Annotated in this window: 18 protein-coding genes; all 18 read left to right on the plus strand. The window is 36.3% G+C overall.

All coding sequences use genetic code 11. The features are described from left to right. The first annotated feature begins 111 nt into the window (after nucleotides 1-111). The gene (locus HMPREF9200_RS04010; RefSeq protein WP_009353524.1) at nucleotides 112-1,386 is read left to right on the plus strand and encodes a putative porin; all 1,275 of its coding nucleotides are present in this window, start codon (nucleotides 112-114) and stop codon (nucleotides 1,384-1,386) included. 301 nt (nucleotides 1,387-1,687) lie between these two features. Beyond that, nucleotides 1,688-2,896: an S-layer homology domain-containing protein gene (locus HMPREF9200_RS04015; RefSeq protein WP_009353547.1), complete on the plus strand. Its 1,209-nt coding sequence runs from the start codon at nucleotides 1,688-1,690 to the stop codon at nucleotides 2,894-2,896. Nucleotides 2,897-3,179: 283 nt separating this feature from the next. Next, the gene (locus tag HMPREF9200_RS04020; RefSeq protein WP_038144654.1) at nucleotides 3,180-4,385 is read left to right on the plus strand and encodes an S-layer homology domain-containing protein; all 1,206 of its coding nucleotides are present in this window, start codon (nucleotides 3,180-3,182) and stop codon (nucleotides 4,383-4,385) included. 169 nt (nucleotides 4,386-4,554) lie between these two features. Beyond that, nucleotides 4,555-5,145 (plus strand): phosphatase PAP2 family protein, encoded by a 591-nt coding sequence (locus tag HMPREF9200_RS04025; RefSeq protein ID WP_009353536.1) that lies wholly within the window; start codon nucleotides 4,555-4,557, stop codon nucleotides 5,143-5,145. Between the two features lie 104 nt (nucleotides 5,146-5,249). Beyond that, a complete protein-coding gene (locus tag HMPREF9200_RS04030; protein ID WP_009353541.1) occupies nucleotides 5,250-5,564 on the plus strand; it encodes a hypothetical protein in 315 nt (104 codons plus the stop codon). 189 nt (nucleotides 5,565-5,753) lie between these two features. Continuing rightward, a complete protein-coding gene (locus HMPREF9200_RS04035; RefSeq protein WP_038144657.1) occupies nucleotides 5,754-6,626 on the plus strand; it encodes a sirohydrochlorin cobaltochelatase in 873 nt (290 codons plus the stop codon). Between the two features lie 155 nt (nucleotides 6,627-6,781). Continuing rightward, nucleotides 6,782-7,165 carry a hypothetical protein gene (locus HMPREF9200_RS09210; protein WP_071814793.1) on the plus strand — a complete coding sequence of 128 codons (384 nt, stop codon included), beginning with the start codon at nucleotides 6,782-6,784 and terminating at the stop codon, nucleotides 7,163-7,165. Next, nucleotides 7,162-8,736 (plus strand): LTA synthase family protein, encoded by a 1,575-nt coding sequence (locus HMPREF9200_RS04040; protein ID WP_369688078.1) that lies wholly within the window; start codon nucleotides 7,162-7,164, stop codon nucleotides 8,734-8,736. Before HMPREF9200_RS09210 ends, HMPREF9200_RS04040 begins: the two co-directional genes overlap by 4 nt. Nucleotides 8,737-8,766: 30 nt before the next feature. Then, nucleotides 8,767-9,720 carry a dTDP-glucose 4,6-dehydratase gene (rfbB, locus tag HMPREF9200_RS04045; protein ID WP_009353540.1) on the plus strand — a complete coding sequence of 318 codons (954 nt, stop codon included), beginning with the start codon at nucleotides 8,767-8,769 and terminating at the stop codon, nucleotides 9,718-9,720. Between the two features lie 64 nt (nucleotides 9,721-9,784). Then, the gene (locus tag HMPREF9200_RS04050) at nucleotides 9,785-10,786 is read left to right on the plus strand and encodes a glycosyltransferase (RefSeq protein WP_009353530.1); all 1,002 of its coding nucleotides are present in this window, start codon (nucleotides 9,785-9,787) and stop codon (nucleotides 10,784-10,786) included. 26 nt (nucleotides 10,787-10,812) lie between these two features. Next, nucleotides 10,813-11,565 carry a glycosyltransferase family 2 protein gene (locus tag HMPREF9200_RS04055; RefSeq protein ID WP_009353529.1) on the plus strand — a complete coding sequence of 251 codons (753 nt, stop codon included), beginning with the start codon at nucleotides 10,813-10,815 and terminating at the stop codon, nucleotides 11,563-11,565. Between the two features lie 26 nt (nucleotides 11,566-11,591). Further along, nucleotides 11,592-12,221, plus strand: coding sequence for a hypothetical protein (locus HMPREF9200_RS09215; protein ID WP_009353544.1), 630 nt, complete (start codon nucleotides 11,592-11,594; stop codon nucleotides 12,219-12,221). Nucleotides 12,222-12,328: 107 nt separating this feature from the next. Then, nucleotides 12,329-12,715 (plus strand): hypothetical protein, encoded by a 387-nt coding sequence (locus HMPREF9200_RS09220; RefSeq protein WP_369688079.1) that lies wholly within the window; start codon nucleotides 12,329-12,331, stop codon nucleotides 12,713-12,715. 39 nt (nucleotides 12,716-12,754) lie between these two features. Continuing rightward, complete coding sequence (locus HMPREF9200_RS04065) at nucleotides 12,755-13,519, plus strand: glycosyltransferase family 25 protein (RefSeq protein WP_052847068.1); 765 nt, start codon at nucleotides 12,755-12,757, stop codon at nucleotides 13,517-13,519. A 706-nt stretch (nucleotides 13,520-14,225) separates the two neighbouring features. Beyond that, nucleotides 14,226-15,056 carry a hypothetical protein gene (locus HMPREF9200_RS04070; RefSeq protein ID WP_009353543.1) on the plus strand — a complete coding sequence of 277 codons (831 nt, stop codon included), beginning with the start codon at nucleotides 14,226-14,228 and terminating at the stop codon, nucleotides 15,054-15,056. 429 nt (nucleotides 15,057-15,485) lie between these two features. Further along, on the plus strand, nucleotides 15,486-16,493 hold the full coding sequence (gap, locus tag HMPREF9200_RS04075) for a type I glyceraldehyde-3-phosphate dehydrogenase (protein WP_009353531.1): 1,008 nt from the start codon (nucleotides 15,486-15,488) through the stop codon (nucleotides 16,491-16,493). A 64-nt stretch (nucleotides 16,494-16,557) separates the two neighbouring features. Then, the gene (pgk, locus tag HMPREF9200_RS04080; protein ID WP_009353523.1) at nucleotides 16,558-17,736 is read left to right on the plus strand and encodes a phosphoglycerate kinase; all 1,179 of its coding nucleotides are present in this window, start codon (nucleotides 16,558-16,560) and stop codon (nucleotides 17,734-17,736) included. A 9-nt stretch (nucleotides 17,737-17,745) separates the two neighbouring features. Further along, a partial coding sequence (locus HMPREF9200_RS04085; protein ID WP_009353539.1) for a triose-phosphate isomerase occupies nucleotides 17,746-17,945 on the plus strand: 200 nt, incomplete at its 3' end.

Consider the following 17,945-nt stretch of genomic DNA (forward strand, 5'->3'; position numbering starts at 1 on the left):
CATGGATACTCTTTTAAAAATATAAAGATGAATTGTATATGCGGAATAAATTTTGTTATATAATTCAGAAAAGATTAAGTAATTTTATGTTTTTAGTAAGAGGTATTAACAATGAAAAAACATTTAGCAGTATTAGCTGCCACAGCAGTATTGGGTGTAACTTCTGCATTCGCGGCAAACCCATTCTCCGATGTAACACCACAAGACTGGGCATACCAAGCAGTAGCTCAATTGGCTTCCCAAGGTATCGTTAACGGCTATCCAGATGGCACATTCAAAGGCCAACAAAACATCACTCGTTATGAAATGGCTCAAATGGTAGCGAAAGCTTTAGTTCGTCAAGATCGTGTTGACGCTGAACAAAACGCTATTATCAATCGTTTAGCTAACGAATTCTCCGCTGAATTGAACAACTTAGGCGTTCGTGTTTCCACACTAGAAAACAAAGTGGGCAACTTCAAATTCACTGGTGATGCACGTGTTCGTTACCAAGGTTCTAATGATCGTGGTAATGACTATGTAAACGTTACAGAAACTAATGTATATGGTGATGTTACTGAAAAAACTAGCAAACGTTCCAAATTTGATTACCGTGGACGTGTGCAATTCGAAGCTACTGTAAACGACAACACTAAAGCAGTAGTTCGTTTAGCAACAGGCGACAAAGAGTTTGGCGCTACAGGAAATCCTGAAACAACTTTAGATCATGTATATGTACAACATAACTTTGGTAAATATGCAACAGCTTCTGTAGGCCGTCAAGATTTAGTAATTGGTAACGGTTTCGCTTATGATGGCATTTTTGAAGGTGCTCAAGCAACATTTGGTAAAGATAAATTAAATGCATCTGTAGCACATGGTTATATGTTAGATGGAGATCTTGCTGAACTTTCTAAAGAAGAGCGTTACCAATCTACAACATACCAAGTAAATGCAAAAGTAGGTAAACATGTAGAAGCAAAAGGTTTCTATGTTCAACAACATGGTGAAGGCTCTGAAAACTTCTTTGGTGGAGCATTAGATACACGTTTTGGTGCAAACAATAAAATTTGGGCGGGTGCTGAATATACTCGCTATGAATCCGCTGGTGAAGACGGAGAAGCTTGGACTGCTGGCATTGGCTATGGTATGTACGATATCTCCAAAGCTGGTTCTTGGGATGTAAAAGCACAATACTTCCGCTTTGGTGAAGATAACCCTGTAAACTCTACTACATATAACTTACCAATGGAATCTGTATATGATTTCAAAGGTTGGTTAGGAACTGTTAACTATGCAGTAGCTAAAAACGTTGGTTTAACAGCTAATGCTCAATTACATGGTAAAAACTTAGTTGGCGATAAATTAGCGAACTACTACCGTGCAGAACTTAACTACAAATTCTAATTTGAAAGTTAACTATAAAAAAGAACTCCTTCGGGGGTTCTTTTTTTCTAGTATTCTAGTTATATAGATTCATGTAAGATATAAAATATAACTATAAAGAATGATAATAATATGGAATTTGCATTATTTCTTGACTTGTGATAGTATAAAAGTAATCCAAGTAGATATAGGGACGGTATAGAAAATTGATTCCATAATGTGAGGAAACATGGACACTCCATTGAAATATCAAGAAATATACATGACCTAATCATATGCTTGGGTATATGTATTTTTTGTTTTTCAAAGAGAGGTAAAAATCATGAAAAAACAATTAGCAGTATTAGCTGCAACAGCAGTATTGGGTGTTACTTCTGCATTCGCAGCAAACCCATTCTCCGACGTAACTCCACAAGATTGGGCATACCAAGCAGTAGCTCAATTGGCTTCCCAAGGTATCGTTAACGGTTACCCAGATGGCACATTCAAAGGCCAACAAAACATCACTCGTTATGAAATGGCTCAAATGGTAGCTAAAGCTTTAGTTCGTCAAGATCGTGTTGATGCTGAACAAAATGCAATCATCAACCGTTTAGCTAACGAATTCTCCGCTGAATTGAACAATTTAGGCGTTCGTGTTTCCACATTGGAAAACAAAGTGGGCAACTTCAAATTCACTGGTGATGCTCGTCTTCGTTACACTGGTAAAAACGATGCTCGTGATTCTAAATTCGACTACCGTGGTCGTGTAAAATTCGAAGCAACTGTAAATGACAATACGAAAGCAGTAGTACGTTTAGCGGGTAGCAAAGAGTTCGGTGCAGAGGGTGCTCCTAAAGCTGAACTTGACCGTGTATATGTACAACATAACTTCGGTAAATATGCAACTGTAGCTGCTGGTCGCCAAGATTTGATAGTTGGTAATGGTCTTGCATTTGATGGTGCTTTTGAAGGTGTAGTTGCTACAGCTGGTAAAGATAAATTGAATGCGTCTGTGGCATATGGCTATCTACAAAGTGGAACATATGGTAAATTAGAACTTGATAAAGCGACTCGTGCTGAAAACTCCCAAGTAACAGTATATCAATTGAACACTATGCCAACTGAAAAATTAGCAGTAAAAGGTTTCTATGCTGATGCTCATGAAAAAAATGTACATAATGCATATGGTGCATCTCTAGATCTTAAACTTGGCAACAAAGTTTGGGCTGGCGGTGAATATGTGAAAACAGAAACTCAAGGTGCTAATGGTGAAGCTTGGACAGCGGGCTTAGGTTATGGAAATTATAACATGGCAAAACAAGGTACTTGGTCTGTTAAAGGTCAATACTACAATATTAAAAAAGATGCGCCTGTAATCGATTCCGCACTAGGTTTAGCGAAAAAAGGTAATAAAGGTGTATATGCAACAGCTAAATATGCTGTAGCTAAAAACGTAGGTCTTGCAGCTACTGCTACTATTGATACTAAAGATCAAGCTAACAAAGCACAAGCTGAATCCTATCGTGCAGAACTTAACTACAAATTCTAATTTGCAAGTTAATCATATAAAAAGAACTCCTTCGGGAGTTCTTTTTTTTGTTGAAAATTAAACGAATTGAGTAAAAAACGGAAAATATTGTTGAGTTTTATTATTTCTTATGTTATGATGGTCTCAAGTCAAATATGGAAGGTTTAGATTAGATTACAGAAACCGTTTACTAATATGTGAGGAAACGTGGACACTCCATTGAAAAGTAATAGGATGATATGATCCAATCTAATTCGCTATAGGAGACGATTTATATTATTTTATTTTTCATTTAGAGGTAATAATCATGAAAAAACATTTAGCAGTATTAGCTGCAACAGCAGTATTGGGTGTTACTTCTGCATTCGCAGCAAACCCATTCTCCGATGTAACTCCACAAGATTGGGCATACCAAGCAGTAGCTCAATTGGCTTCCCAAGGTATCGTTAACGGTTACCCAGATGGCACTTTCAAAGGCCAACAAAATATCACTCGTTATGAAATGGCTCAAATGGTAGCTAAAGCTTTAGTTCGTCAAGATCGTGTTGATGCTGAACAAAATGCTATCATCAACCGTTTGGCTAACGAATTCTCCGCTGAGTTGAACAACTTAGGTGTTCGTGTGTCTACACTAGAGAATAAAGTAGGCAGCTTCAAATTCACTGGTGATGCTCGTTTAAAATATGAAGGCAAAAACGATGCTCGTGATTCTAAATTCGACTACCGTGGCCGTGTACAATTCGAAGGAACTGTAAATGATAACACTAAAGCAGTAGTCCGTTTGGCTGCTGAAAAAGAGTTCGGTGCAGAGGGCGCTCCTAAAGCTGAACTTGACCGTGTATATGTACAACACAACTTTGGTAAATATGCGACAGTAACAGCTGGTCGTCAAGATTTGGTGGTTGGTAATGGCCTTGTATATGATGATGCATTTGAAGGTGCAGTGGCAACAGTTGGTAAAGATAAATTGAATGCTTCTGTTGCATACGGTTACTTACAAGGTGGCAGAGCAGAAGGTCTTGAACGTAAAGATAATGCTCAAGTAACAGTATATCAATTAAACACTATGCCAACTGAAAAATTAACAGTAAAAGGTTTCTATGCTGATGTTCATGAAAAAGGTGTAAATAGTGTATATGGTGCATCTGTTGATGCTAAATTAGGCTCCAAAGTTTGGGTTGGTGGCGAGTATGCTAAACAAGAAACTACAGGTGCAGCAGGCGAAGCTTGGACAGCAGGTGTAGGTTATGGCGAAGCTGATATGGCTAAAGTTGGTACTTGGGGTGCAAAAGTTCAATACTTTGATTTGAAAAAAGAAGCACCAGTAGTGGCTAACACTTGGAATGTACCAAAAGATAAAGACTATAAAGGTTACTTAGCAACTGTGGATTACACTGTAGCTAAAAACGTTGGTCTTTCTGCTTACGCTACATTCGATAGCAAAACTCAAGCTAAAAAAGACAACAACTTACCTGAATACTACCGTGCAGAACTTAACTACAAATTCTAATTTGATAGTTACACATATAAAAAGAACTCCTTCGGGAGTTCTTTTTTGTTTATATTATATATACGTTTCTATCTTTCATTTTACTTTATAATCAACACATTACAATCTAGAAGGAACATGATATAATAAGACATAATATATTCATTTCTAGGAAACGGAAGGTGTTATAATGAATTATTGGTTGTTTTCGCTTATCAATGATATGGCTAACCAGAGTTTTGTATTAGATGCCCTAATGATAGTCATTTCTAAAGTTGTACCGTACATTTATATTTTTATATTAGCTGGGCTATATATGCAAGGTTTCCGTACTCGAAACTTTAAACTACGTGGTGAAAGTTTTGCTACTGGTGTGCTTTTTTTGATTTGCTTACTTGGTAGTTTCATCTTAGGATCTATGTTCTATGAAAATCGTCCGTTTGTGGACCATACTGTGGTGTTAATTGTGAATCATGCAGCAGATGCATCTTTTCCAAGTGACCATGCAGTAGGAACTATGGCTCTTGCCTGCGGTATCCTATATTATCGTTGGAATTTGGGGACCTGGATGGTTTATGGTTCTATTTTAGTAGGAATCTCTCGGGTGTTTGTAGGGAATCATTACCCTGGTGACATACTAGGGGCTTTCATTTTAGTATGGATTTTAACTGCTCTATATAACAAACTTTTACGTCGTGGTGTAGTTCGTGTATACAAAGGACTAGATAGACGACTCATGCATGCCTATATGAAACGATTTCAACCGGAAGAAAGATACTAATTGCATACAGTAGTAATGGACAAATATTGTATAAGTGTATAGTTATATAATGTATCATTAGTTTAATACATATACTGGTACATATAGTATATAGGAGGTTATTCATGGATTTTCAAAGTTCTGCTGGTCCTAATCAATATAGTGATTCTGTGTATGAAGTAGTATTTACACCAGTATTGGAACGCCCTGAGTATCAAGGGGAGCCCTTACATTCTTTATTGTTAGAATTGCGTGAGAAAATGGGACAATCCGATTTTGATCAATATATTAATAGTTTAATTTCTATTAAATACAATGGGACAGCATTATGGCTAATTACAAAAAGTGAACGAAATCGAACATTAATTGAAGGGCGGTTCTTGCCGTTATTGCGTGATGTATTCAAGGTAGCAGCACCGCGAATTATTTCACAACCATAAGCATAGGCTAATCATTTAAGGTCTGATAATAGATAACAACATCTATTGTTAGACCTTTTTTAGTATCTTCTAATAATTTTAATAAATGAGAAAAATTATCATTGACATAATAGAAAACGTGACGTATGATAGGTATTAAGAAGTGTGTTTATGTAACCCAACAAACAAGGAATGAATATGGAGGCATATATGAATCAACGTGGTATTGTGTTAGCAACATTTGGATCTATCTACGGAGATGCGGTGGAAGCATCAGTAGGAGCTATGGAACGACGGATTAAGGAAATGTATCCAGGTGTAGAAGTGCGTCGTGTATTTTTATCGGATGCATTAGTGGATAAATGGAATGAAAAATATGAAGCAAACGTATTTACTTTAACGGGTGCCATTGAAAGTTTGGCTACTGCAGGGGTAACGGAGATTTTTGTTCAGCCATTTGCATTAGTATGGGATCAATGTTATGTACAAATGCGTAAAGAAGTGATGAAAGAAGCTCACGATCGTGGCTTGCATGCTACAGTAGGCAAACCATTGTTGAACTCTTTAGGGGTGAAAAATTATGCAGATGATTACTCCGATACTATAGAAGCAATCATTAAGCACATTAACATTCGTGCATTAAATAAAACTGTATTACTTATGGCTAATGGTCAAAACCAATTGGAATATAGTGCGTTACAATTGAAATGTTTGTATGGAGCAGGGCAAAATGTAGTGGTATTCACAGCCAATGGATTCCCTAACTTTAAACAAGCACTGACATTGTTAGAACGTTTAGATCATCAGGAAGTATTGGTGGTGCCTTTGGCATTGATTGGCTCCGCTCACTTAATGGATTACTTAGGAGGTGAACGATCTGATTCTATTGCTACTTTGTTAGGACAACAAGGCTATGGGGTTTCCATTTGGAATGAAGGTTTAGGAGAAAATCCATACATTCAAGAATTATTTGTGAAACATTTATCCCAAGTGATTCGTAGTGCAGAACGTCGTACTTTGCGTCAACGTGAAACAGCAGAAGGTAAACCAGTTGTGAAACACGGCACTTTCAGAACCGCATAAAATAAGATGAACTATCGCATATCATGATACGTCATGGTATGCGATTTTTTGATTGTTAAAGGAATATGGAGTATAATGAAAGATAATGATGACGAACGATGACGGTAATCTGAAAAATAGATGCCAACACAATTCATAACAAGGGGAATAGACTCATGGGACATACAAAGCTAACTAACTGGATACATGGACTACAGTTAGATGTAAAAGGATTACTTTGGTTTTCCGCACTATTTATGGTGTTTCGGATTGCCTTTATTGCACTCTTTCAAGATCAATTAGGGGAGGTTAGTTTAGGGGATATTCTCGAGGCACTATGGCTAGGGTTTCGTATTAGTTTAAAAACAGCAGGTGCTATTGTATTACTCAGTTTTTATTTTCCACGCTACCCGGTGTTCTATGTAGAGAAGGGTGTAAATGGTATTCACCTTGGGCAATACGTCGATGGATGTATGGAATTAGTACTGCTATATTTACATTTTTATTTTGCTTACGTATTCCTTACTTTACAATCTTCCATGCTAGCTTTAATGCTATGATTATTAACGGAGCTCATGACGATATTGGAGCTACGTTGCAAACCGGGATTTCTGAATATGGATTGCTTTGGCGCTTACCCTTAGCGATTGTCTTCTGTGTTATTATGGTTTATGTCTTTATGAAAGTATATACTAACCGCACATGGAATATAGAAGTAAGTGGTAAGGCTAAGCAAATTGCCACAGTATTAGGGTCTATTTTCTTAGTAGTTGCAGTGGGTATTGGATTACGTTTTGGCGGAGCTTTTACCTATAATGGTTCCATCCATTGGGAAAATGCAGCACGGACGAAGTCTAATCTATTAAATGAAGCGATTTTAGATGATGGACAAGCCTTGAAACGAGTGTCTACCATTTATGAACGGTCTAAACAAGCGAAGAAAATTACCATCACAGGAGCTGAGCTCAAAGATGTGATCCAATCTGTGGGAGGAAATCCACAGGCTGCTACCATTGATGAAGCTTTCACACGGACCATTACAGAAGAAAAATTACCTACTCAGCCGCATAATGTTATCTTTGTGTTAGGTGAAAGCTATGGTTTGTGGCCGTTCTTGCCAAACTATGAAGAATTAGGTACTTATATTGTACAAGAAGGCAAGGCAATTCAGAGTTCGCCAAAAGCGATGCACACGAAATATATGCTAGCTCATGGTACGGGCACTATGCCAGCTATTAATGGATTTGTCACAGGCTTAGCTGATGCTGGTTTATATCCGAACTATGAAGGGCAGTCCTATAAATCGAAGTATGGTACTGGTATTGCACAAATGATGAAGCATTTTGGATATAAAACAGTGTTCTGGTATGGTGGATTTGGGACTTGGCAAGATGTGGAACGATTTGCCCTAGCGCAAGGCTTTGATGAGTTTCACGGTGCTACGAGCTTTCCCTATGAAGGTGGTAATGCTTGGGGCGCGCCCGATGGAGATTTGTTTAAGGCGATTACCAATTATGTAAAAGGGGAACAACCAGGTGAAAAAGTATTCCACTTTATTATGACATCCTCGAATCATCCACCGTATTCGGTAGATTTAGCAAAAGCTGGGTTTGATGCGTCCAAAGTGATTGGCAAAGGCGATGACTCTATTAAAAAGGATGATAAAACCGTGAATGAAATCGGTCATTTCTGGTATGCAGATATGACAATGGGTAACATGATTCGTGAGGTAGAAGCGATAGATCCTACGATGTTAACCTTTATTACAGGGGATCACTCTGAACGTTTTAGTTTTGCTACCCAAGTGGATATTCCAACTTTCTCGGCTATTCCTTTTATCGTTTATGGACAAGGTGTAAACCCTAGTTGGCTGAGTGAAAGTAGCTTTGGTAGTGCTTTACAAATTAATCCTACCTTGGCAGAGCTAGTAGGTCGTAAGGGCGATACCTATATGAGTTTAATGCCGAGCTTGTTTACATCGCCTAAGATGGGCTTTAACCATCGATTATATGTTGACAATAGTGGTATCCATGAACAAGGGGCATCCATGCCAGAAGAGTATGCTAAGTATATTAAAGCATTGCGGACCATTAGCGTGTGGCGGATTGTTCGAGGGAATACGGTGGAGTAGTTTCTTTTTGTATAGGAGTGCATAGGGAATATGAATATTTTAGTAACAGGTGGCTGTGGCTTTATAGGTAGCCACTTCTTACGATACATGATGGACACTTATACAAAGGATTCCTTTATATGCTTAGATGCCTTAACCTATGCAGGGAATGAGAACAATATAAAAGACTTACTAGAAGACTCTAGGTTGACTATGATAGAAGGAAATATTCGAGATGCTTCTTTCGTAGATACTCTGCTTGTTACGTATAAGCCAGATGTAGTAGTACATTTGGCAGCAGAAACTCATGTGGATCGAAGTATTACTGGACCACAAGTATTCTTAGAGACGAATGTAATCGGTACGGGCGTATTGCTAGATGCTTGTTTACGACATGGTATAGAACGATTTCATCATGTATCTACTGATGAAGTATATGGTACATTACCCTTGCAAGGAGGGAATCCATTTACGGAACAAAGCCCGTTACTACCTAGTAGCCCTTATGCAGCCTCGAAAGCATCCTCAGATTTGTTGGTGCTGAGCTATTATAAAACCTATGGATTACCGATTACTATTTCTAGATGTTCTAATAATTATGGAACTCATCAATATCCGGAAAAATTAATTCCCCTTATGATACAACGCGCTTTGCAGGAGGTGCCATTGCCAGTTTATGGCGATGGATTGAATGTACGAGATTGGATTCATGTATTAGACCACTGTAGAGCCATTGATTGTATCCTATATAAAGGTAGAGTTGGAGAAGTCTATAATGTAGGGGCTCGTGAAGAAATTTCTAATATTGACCTAGTGAAACGAATCCTAACTGTTTTGGGAAAACCCTATGAATTAATTACCTATGTGGAAGATAGATTGGGCCATGACCGACGGTATGCTATCGACAGTAGTAAGCTGGAAAGCTTAGCATGGAAACGAGAGTATACTATGAAGGATACTTTTACAGGGATTGTGGAATGGTATAGGGATGCCTTGAAAAGCTAGTATAGTATTTAGAAATTTAGTCCATTAGGTATATATAGTACATATTAGATATTACGGAGGAAATATGTCAAACCCGTTATTGTCGGTAATTATACCAGTATATCAAGTAGAAAAATATATAGGGCAGTGTTTAGATTCGGTTCTAGCTCAAACCTATACAAATTTAGATATTATATTGGTAGATGATGGAGGTACTGATTCCTCAGTAGATATTTGTAGAGAATATCAGAAAAAAGATAAGAGAATTCGGATTATTAGTCAGGAAAATGGTGGACTTAGTAAGGCAAGAAATGTAGGCGTTGAACATGCTTATGCAGATCTAGTGACATTTATCGATAGTGATGATTTTATTCGTCCCAATATGATTGCAACTATGATTTCGTATATAGAAGAACATAATTTAGATATTATATCTTGTAGTAGTACACGTAAAGAAACAATAGAATCTATTGGAAGTGGGATGCTAAAGTTGTATGACCATCATACGGCGGTTTCTATGGGATTACGGGATGAAAATGTTAGTGCGTGGGGCAAAATTTACAAAAAAAATCTATTGGAAAAAGTTCATTTCCCAGAAGGTAGAGTCTTTGAAGATTTGGGCACTTTATATAAAATCTTTAATGAGTGTAAAAAAGTGGGATGGTTGGATTATCAATTTTATCATTACATAAAACGAGAAAACTCTATTACACAACGGTCATTTAGAGTGAAACCAAAATATGATAGCTTGTATTTAAATCATGAAAAAATTTTCTTTGCTAAGCAGCATGGCTATCATGATGAATTACATTATATACATGGTGAAATTATAAAAAATGCTATCTCTTTATTAACGGTGTTTTATTCTAATACGGATATGATTGCAGAGTATGAACAAGAATATAAAGATACTAAACAATGGTTAGCGGAAGCCATGCTAGACACAGTAGCATGGAATACGATTAGAAAAAAGAACGCATATTATGGTGGTTGTATAACAACTGTCTTAGTGTGTTCAAGTTGTTTTCTAAACTTTCTAAATGGAGTAAAGGGATTAAGTAAGTTTACTACTAAAAAAGACGATTAGATTTGGGATAGGTAAAGGAAATACATATGAGTGTAACAGCTATTATTTTGACAAAAAATGAAGCAAGAAATATAGCCGATTGTATTACTAGTATTCAATGTGCTGATGAAATATTAGTCATTGATGATGAAAGTACAGATGAGACAGTATCATTAGCTGAAAGCTTGGGAGCTAAAGTTATTTCCCATCCTTTACAGAATAATTGGGCTCAACAAAGATTATTTGCTATTGAACAAGCTCAATATGAATGGATACTATTTATAGATGCAGATGAACGTATTTCAGAGAAACTAAATACATCTATTACGAAAGTCGTGAAGGAAGAAAAACGAGCATATCTCTTAGAACGGCACAATGTGTTTCATCATAATAAGGCTACGCATGGCGTATTGAGACCTGATAGAGTTCTTCGGCTATTACCAAAAGACGGAATTACGATTATTGGATATGTGCACGAAAAAATAAGTAGCCCTTATTCTGAAGAAAAGCTACAAGGGGCTTTATATCATTATACGTATGACAATTGGCAACAATATTTTAATAAATTTAATAGCTATACAACATTGGCGGCTAATCGTTATAAAGATGAAAGAAAATCGTGCTCTTTTGTAAGAGATATTATGTTACGACCAATGTGGGCATTCTTTAAAATGTATATATTGGATCGTGGATTTTTAGATGGAAAAATAGGATTTATTTTATCTATTAATCATTACTTTTATACGATGACAAAATATGTAAAATTATATTATTTACTGAAATCTAATGGTAAGTTGTAAGAAGATATAAAATACTGGAGACACCAATGAGAGTAGCTATATTAGAGAGTATAGTTATGCCGGCAGGGCATGAAGTAGAATTTGATAGAATTTTAGTTGAGGAGTTAAAAAAGCAAGGTCATGAACCAGTGTTTTTTGTTCCAGAAAACTTTCCATTTAAAGTTGATTATGGAGTAGATGTAGAATATCTAGAGGGCGGTGAAGCGATTTCCTACGCAGGAGTCAGTCGTTGGAAACGTATGTGGCTGTCCTTGCTTCGAGAGAAAAGACGAAAAGCTTGGTTTAATTCTGCCTATAAAAAAATACTAGATGGCAAATGTGATGCTTTAATTATCCCTACGGCGAGCTTTAGATTTGCTAGGTCTATTATTCGTACTCAATTGAAACACTCTCCTGTTCCTATTATTATGCTATTTCATGGAATTATGGAAAAAGAGCGATCACGATTTGAACTACAAGCTAAACAGTGTGAGCCCTACGAAAATATTCATTTAAAAGTTTTGACATTTAGAGATGAATATAATGATGGGAATAAGAAAAATATTTCATCTGTAGTCCCTCCAGTGTATACTCCAAAAGAAGGCGTAGTAAGAACTAGTAGTAATGAGCCATTAACAATAGGTTTTTTGGACAGTTTAGAAAAGAAAAACAATTAAATCAGTTTTTAGATGCCTTTATAGAGGCGAAATTTGATTGTCCAGTTAATTTACTAGTACAGGGGGCAACAGTTACACCTACAGATGCAGAACTATTTGAATCTATGATGAAAGAATACAGTGCATATGACAATATTCGGTTCTTACATAAAAACTTAATTGGTAAAGAATGGGACGATCAATTGATTAATGTAGATGCCTTGTTATTACCATATGGAGCAGAACGATATCGATATCAATGCAGTGCCATTTTATTTACAGCTATAGGATTTAATAAACCAGTTTTAGTGTCGGAAGAAATTAACCCTGAAGTGTTAGAAAACTATCATATTGGACATACGTTAGATTTGACATCTAAAGAAACGATTGTAAAAGGTCTGGAGGAGTTTGTACATGCTATTCATAATTATCCAGAAGCTTTTAGTGAAGGATTAATAGCTGCAAATCAAAAATATAGTGGAAAACACTTGATTCAGCAAATTTTAGAAGGATAATTCTATTGAAAAGTAGTGTAAACAAAATGGGAGAGAATGATGATAAACTACACAGTTATATCCGATAGGGATAATAAGGAACGTCGAAAGTTAGTGTATAATGAGTTTTACAAGATTGGGATTGAAGAACCTAATTTCACAGATGCCATTATGGCCACAAGAATGAATGATAAAGAAGTGTATGCGCATACGATAGCAAATACATTTTTATCAAAAGGTGAAGTGGGTTGTGCCTTAAGTCATAAGAAAGTATATGAAGAGTTTTTACGAACAAATAAAAACTCGATAGCTATATTTGAGGATGATATTATATTTTCAGATGAGTGTACTTTAGAAACTATTGAAAAGATTATGGATATAGTTAACCATATGACAAGACCAGCTGTTGTAGTGTTGCAAAAGAGTATTTATCATCATAAAAAAATGCATAAGGTTAAAGATAATCTTTTTATATATTCTGCTAGAAACCTTTTTTGTACACATGGATATATTATTAATCGTGCAGGAGCTGAAAGTATTTTAAAGGTACAAAGCCCTATACGTTTTGAAATAGATGCATTCAAGTTTTACTATTGGCTAGGAGCATTAGATTTATTTTGCTTAAATGAAGATCTAGTAATACAAGATGAAGCACAAGTCTCTAATATTAAAGCGGAACGACATGAGGTATATAATCGGACTGCATTAAAAAATAAAGCTTATAAAGAGTTATATACAGAATTACCGTATAAGCAAAAAGTACAAGCACAATTGAAACGATTATCAAAAGTTTTATATAAACCATTTGAGAGGTTGGAGTATTAAAGAAGTAGACAAGTCAATTCATAAAGACTATTATCAATCATGAATTATATAGCTATATCTGATAAAGATAATGAAGAAAGAAAAAACTATATATAAAGGCTTTTAGTCATAGAGATGAATTGTCAAACTTTATCTCTATAAGATGAGAGAATAACGTATGAATGAAAGAACAAGTTTTATTTATTTTAGCAACTTAAATACAAATGATAACAGCAATTCATTTATTTGACTATTTAGACTTAGATGTAGATGGGATATGTTTATAAAATCATCCACAACATGCCTCAGAGTACAGGTAGCAAATAAGACGGTGTGATATATTTAAGAACATGGGGATATAAATTCTATAAGCATGAGATTTCTAATTTAGAAGTGTATCAAAACATATTTTTTACAAATACGAATTTTATAGACACATATAGTAAGAAGATTTATTGTTGCGTACTATACAGAAACATCGATTGCAGCATGTCATTAATGAAAGTAGTATAGTTTGTAGGTAAGGTGTGCCTATTTATTATGAAGTCAATGGAGTAATTTATATCAATGCTATTTCAAAAGTTACGGACTGGTTGAGCTTTAATGACAATCCGACTCTGTATATCATGAGTTGAGAGTATTCCGTGGATATCTATATATGGGATGATTTGGATGAGGCAGAGAGGATTATGAAAATAAAAATGCTGTAACGAGGAGGATATAATGAATGACTGAGTGGGGAAATGAAGATCTTGATGTTGATTTTTCACGGATATATGAAATTGCAAAAAGAGATGACTTAGTGGAGATAGAAGAGTTTAGGCCATATAAAAACACAAAAAGATTTACAGAGAATCTTATAAATGATTTATGCCAAAGTACTGAGAAGTATGAATTAAGAAAAACAATACAAGAATTAGAACGCTATATAAAGGAATCTGATAGACTAGAGGAGTTTTTTTATTCAGATGTTAGTCATTATATATTTGAATTAGGAGTAAGTGAGAAGAAAAATTTACATGAGAATGTTAAACTTCTTCTTATGTATATATTAAAAGATGAAAATAATGTTGATAAGAATATAAAGCAGATAGCATTAAAAATTTATGATTATATAAACTTAAATAAGGTTCAAAATGAGAATATAAAAAATATATTGCAGGAGAGTGTTGTAAGCGTAAAAGGAAAATTACATGATGAGATTAAAAATATCGAAAGAGAATATATCACAATTTTAGGTATCTTTGCATCGATTGTATTATCATTTGTTGGAGGTATAACGTTTACGACATCAGTATTGCAAAATATAGATAAAGTTAGTATGTATAGACTTGTTTTAATGATAGATTTTATAGGGTTCATATTAGTTAATGTGATGTACATATTGATATCATTTATTCTTGAGATAAATGATATTAATAAAAGAAGATATAATAAATATATTAAGTGTATAAATAGAGTATTATTAGCTGTAGCTTGTTTAATAATACTAAGCTGGTTCTTTGATATAATAGGCATTCAGAAATATATCTCAAGATGTTTTTTTTGGTTAAAATGATTATATTAATATGACAGAATAAGAAGTATACGTGTAAATGTCGATATAAGAATGTACAATTTTGATGATATAAAATGTACAATCACGCCATCAAAAAAGCGCTCCAATAAGGAACGCTTTTTTCTTTTTATCCAAAAGGATAATATAAAGTTAGTTTTGGGCTTCATAGCCCAATTTGTATTTTAATTGTACATTTACTGTTGAGGAATGTCAATCTTATCTGAGTCAGTAACAAGGTGATTTATTGACTGTGTAATATAAATACTACAAGATAATAAACTATATAATTCTACCGGAGCAATACATAGTATTGCTCCGGTTTTTTATCGTCTACTTAGAGGTACAAAAAACTTGCACCAACCCCAATAGTCTTGTAAAATAGAGTTATAACAACTTATATAATACAAGAAATTTTAGGAGGAATTGATTATGGCAGTGAAGATTGGTATTAATGGCTTTGGTCGTATTGGTAAATGCGTCATGCGCGCGGCTCTTAACAACCCAGATGTGGAAGTAGTAGCCATTAATGATACTGGTGATATTGAAGGTTCCGCTTTACTGTTTAAACATGACTCAATTCATGGCAACTTAAGCTGTGACGTGTCTGTAAAAGGCGAATATTTAGTAGTAGACGGCAAAAAAACACGTGTATTCTGTGACCGTGATCCAGCAAAATTAGACTGGTCCTCCGAAGGGGTAGAAGTGGTTATCGAATGTACGGGTGTATTCCGTTCTCGTGAAAAAGCAGCGGCTCATTTAGGGGGCACTGTTAAAAAAGTAATCATTTCCGCACCAGGTAAAGATGAAGATAAAACAATCGTTATGGGTGTCAATGAAAGTGAATATGATCCAGCTACGCATCATGTAGTATCTAATGCAAGTTGTACTACAAACTGTTTAGCTCCATTTGCAAAAGTATTGCATCAAGAATTTGGTATCAAACGTGGTATGATGACAACAGTGCACTCTTACACAAATGACCAACGTGTATTGGATGCACCACATAAAGACTTACGTCGTGCTCGTGCAGCAGCGATGTCTATTATTCCTACTACAACAGGTGCAGCAAAAGCAGTGGCATTAGTATTACCTGAATTAAAAGGTAAATTAAATGGCTTTGCTCTTCGTGTACCTACTCCAAATGTGTCTGTAACAGACTTAGTAGTAGAACTTGAAAAAGAAGCAACTAAAGAAAGCATCAATGCGGCATTCCGCAAAGCAGCTGAAGGTGAGTTAAAAGGTATTCTTGGCGTATCTGATTTGCCACTAGTATCCAAAGACTTCAATGGTGATGCTCGTAGTTCTATCGTAGATGCAGACTTGACAATGGTGATGGAAGGCAATATGGCAAAAGTAGTAGCGTGGTATGACAATGAGTGGGGCTATTCCTCTCGTATTGTTGACCTAGCTGTGTACATGAGCAAACGAGGCTTATAATCTGCCGGGGACTACGAGGGTAGTCCCTTTTTGGCATGTTTATTGTATATACATAGGAGACAGTATGAAACTTTCACTAGCAAATATGAATGTAGCAAATAAAACTGTATTTGTACGAGTTGATTTTAATGTACCTTTGAAAGACGGCGTTATTACTGATGATACACGGATTCGTGCCACATTACCTACCTTGCGTCATTTGATTGACCAAGGTGCGAAGGTAGTGATTGCCTCTCATTTAGGTCGTCCTAAAGGAGAGCGTAAACCTGAGTTTACCTTAGCTCCTTGTGCCAAACGATTGAGTGAATTATTAGAACAACCAGTTCGCTTTGTAGAAGATTGTATCGGTGACATCCCAGCACAAGCTGTAAGTGAAATGAAGTCCGGTGATGTGGTGGTATTAGAAAACCTTCGTTTCTACAAAGAAGAAGAAAAAAATGATCCTGCTTTTGCGAAAGCTTTAGCGGATTTAGCGGAAGTGGGTGTGAATGATGCCTTCGGCGTATCTCACCGTGCCCATGCCTCTGTGGAAGGGATTACGAAATACTTACCAATGGGAGCTGGTTTCTTGTTAGAAAAAGAAATTCGCTATGTAGGTGGTGCTGTAGAGCATTCTGAACACCCCTTTGCAGCCATCATCGGTGGCGCCAAAGTAAGCGACAAAATTGAAGTCATTTCTAACTTATTACCTAAAGTAGAAGTGTTGATTATCGGTGGCGGCATGGCGAATACTTTCGTAGCAGCCCAAGGTCATAATGTAGGTACTTCCTTGGTAGAAGCAGATAAATTTGAGTTAGCTCGTGAATTAATTGCTCGCGCGAAGGAAACGAATACGAATTTATTGTTACCAGTAGATTTCGTAGTAGCCGATGCTTTCAGTGAAACTGCGAATCATAAGGTGGTGGATGCCACAGCAATCGAAGATGGTTGGATGGCATTAGATATTGGACCGAAGAGCCGTGAGCTATTTGCTGAGGCCTTGGCACCGATGAAGATGATCGTTTGGAATGGTCCGATGGGCGTGTTCGAAATGGAAGCCTTCGCTGGTGGTACCAATGCGGTAGCGAAAGCGGTAGCAGAGGCTAGCGCAACCACTATTGTAGGTGGTGGTGATTCTGTTGCGGCCATCGAAAAAAGTGGTTTAAGTCACAAAATTTCTCATATTTCCACTGGTGGCGGTGCGTCCTTAGAATATTTAGAAGGCAAAGTGTTACCAGGTATTGCAGCCTTACAAGAGGCATAGGAGGTTATCATGCGACAACCGATCATTGCAGGAAACTGGAAAATGCATATGACGAATACGGAAGCCACAGTATTTGTTGAACAATTGAAAACCTTAGTGGCTGATGCAACCTGCGAAGTCGTGGTATGTCCGCCTTTCACGGCCATTAGTACAGTGGCTGATTTAGCGGAAGATACAAAGGTTCGCGTGGGAGCTCAAAATGTGTTCCA

The organism is Veillonella sp. oral taxon 780 str. F0422, from assembly GCF_000221605.1.
In the GTDB taxonomy this organism is placed as follows: domain Bacteria; phylum Bacillota; class Negativicutes; order Veillonellales; family Veillonellaceae; genus F0422.